Annotated in this window: 1 protein-coding gene; it reads right to left on the bottom strand. The window is 71.2% G+C overall.

The window, feature by feature from the left end; genetic code table 11:
* The coding region (gene alaS / locus VGD93_RS15175; RefSeq protein WP_395013009.1) for an alanine--tRNA ligase at positions 1–2,202 on the bottom strand (2,202 nt) is incomplete at both ends.

Here is a 2,202-nt window from a genome sequence, read left to right as displayed (position 1 = left end):
TCGGCGCCCTTCTTGACGAGGTCGACCGCGTTGAAGCGTGCCGTCAGGTCGGGGGTGACACCAACCGAGATACCCGCCCGCCCCTCCTCGCTCACCGCGACGATGGCGATGACGCCGGAGCCGATCTGCTTCTTGGCCTGGTCCACCAGCCCGCGCAGATCCTTGGGCTGCAGTCCGTCGACGGCCCGGCCGACGAAGCTCGTGCCGCCGATCGTTTCCGTTTCGCTGGCCGGACCGGCGCCGGCACCGCCGCCCATGGCGAGCTTCTGGCGCGCGTCGGACAGCGCCTTCTCGGAGCGCTTCAGCTGTTCCTGCAGCGCCGCGATGCGCTCCAGCACCTCGTTCGGACCGGCGCGCAGCAGGGCGGCCGCCTCGTGCAGCGTGTGCGTGTTGGCGTTGCCGCGCTTGCGCGCTTCCGTCGCGGTCAGCGCCTCGATGCGGCGCACCCCGGCGGCCACCGCGCTCTCCCCGACCACCGAGATGAGCCCGATATCGCCGGTGCGCCGGACGTGGGTGCCGCCACACAATTCCACCGACCAGCCGAGCGCGTTGCCCGTCGGCGCGCCCATGGAAACGACGCGGACCTCGTCGCCGTACTTTTCGCCGAATAGCGCGCGGGCCCCGGAGTCCTTGGCCTCCTCGACGCCCATCAGCCGCGTTTCCACGGCGGTGTTCTGCAGCACCACGGCGTTGGCGATGTCCTCGACCCGGGCGATCTCCTCGGCGCTCATCGGCTTGGTATGGACGAAGTCGAAGCGCAGCCGGTCGGGAGCGACGAGCGAGCCCTTCTGCGCCACGTGGTCGCCGAGCACGAGGCGCAGCGCCTCGTGCAGCAGATGCGTGGCCGAGTGATTGGCGCGGATGGCGGCGCGGCGGGCGTGATCGACCTCGAGCGTCAGCGCCAGGTCCTTGCGCAGCGTGCCGCTGGCGACCCGGACGCGGTGCGCGAAGACACCGTGGTGCTTGACCGTGTCGAGCACCTCCACGGCGACGCCGTCGCCGCGCATGCGGCCGGTGTCGCCCACCTGGCCGCCGCTTTCGCCGTAGAACGGGGTCTGGTTGAGGACGACGAAGCCTTCCTCGCCCGCCGCCAGCTCGGCCGTCATCTGCCCGGCCTTGACCAGGGCGGTGACCACGCCCTCGGCGGTCTCGGTCTCGTAGCCGAGGAACTCGGTCGGCCCGACGGCATCGGCCACCGCGAACCACACCTGGTCGGTCGCCGCCTCGCCCGAGCCGGCCCAGCTCTTGCGCGCCTCGGCCTTCTGCTGCGCCATGGCCGCGTCGAACCCGGCGACGTCCACGCCGACGCCGCGCGTGCGCAGCGCATCCTGGGTCAGGTCTAGTGGGAAGCCGTAGGTGTCGTAGAGCTTGAAGGCGGTGGCGCCGGCGAGCACGTCGCCGCGGCCCAGCCCCTTGCTCTCCTCGGCGAGGATCTGCAGGCCGCGTCCCAGCGTCTTGAGGAAGCGGTTCTCCTCGAGCTCGACGGTCTCGGCGATCATCGCCTCGCCGCGCACCAGCTCGGGATAGGCCTGGCCCATCTCGCGCACCAGCGCCGGCACGATGCGGTGGATCACCGGCTCCTCGGCGCCGAGCAGCGTCGCGTGCCGCATGGCGCGGCGCATGATGCGGCGCAGCACGTAGCCGCGCCCTTCATTGGCGGGCAGCACCCCCTCGGCGATGAGGAAGCTCATCGAGCGCAGATGGTCGGCGATGACCCTGAGGCTGGTCCGGCCCGGGCCCTCCGGGTCGGCGCCCGTCGCCTGCGCCGCGGCCCCGATCAGCGCCTTGAACAGGTCGATGTCGTAATTGTCGTGCACGCCCTGCAGCACCGCGCCGATGCGCTCGAGCCCCATGCCGGTGTCGATCGAGGGGTGCGGCAGGCCGGTGCGGCTGCCGTCGGCATGCTGCTCGTACTGCATGAAGACGAGGTTCCATACCTCGATGAAGCGGTCGCCGTCCTCGTCGGGCGAGCCCGGCGGGCCGCCGGGGACCTGCTCGCCGTGATCGTAGAAGATCTCCGAGCACGGCCCGCACGGGCCGGTATCGCCCATGGCCCAGAAGTTCGACTTGGCCCCGAGCCGGACGATCCTGTCCTCGGGGAGGCCGGCGACCTTCTTCCACAGCTCGAACGCCTCGTCGTCATCCTCGTAGACGGTGACCATCAGCCGCTCTTTGGGCAGCGCCCATTCGCGGGTCAGCAGC

This window comes from Devosia sp., assembly GCF_036406155.1.
Classification (GTDB): Bacteria; Pseudomonadota; Alphaproteobacteria; order Rhizobiales; family Devosiaceae; genus Devosia_A.
The sequence above is the reverse complement of the archived record's forward strand: the minus strand, read 5'-3'. Positions and strand labels throughout refer to the sequence as shown.